1 pseudogene is annotated in these 210 nt (G+C 66.7%); it reads left to right on the forward strand.

Features of this window, described 5'->3' with window-relative positions:
• Positions 1 to 210, forward strand: a pseudogene (locus KUG41_RS16260) (photosystem II D2 protein (photosystem q(a) protein)); the annotation flags it as partial.

Genomic DNA, 210 nt, shown 5'->3' on the forward strand with positions numbered 1-210 from the left:
GCGCCCCGGCCACGCGTGGATGGTTCGACGTCCTCGACGACTGGCTCAAGCGCGACCGCTTCGTTTTCGTGGGCTGGTCCGGTCTGCTGCTCTTCCCCACGGCCTATTTGGCCCTGGGCGGCTGGCTCACCGGCACCACCTTCGCCACCTCCTGGTACACCCACGGCATTGCCAGCAGCTACCTGGAAGGTTGCAACTTCCTCACCGCCG

Source organism: Synechococcus sp. CCY 9618, assembly GCF_019038415.1.
Taxonomy (GTDB): Bacteria; Cyanobacteriota; Cyanobacteriia; order PCC-6307; family Cyanobiaceae; genus Cyanobium.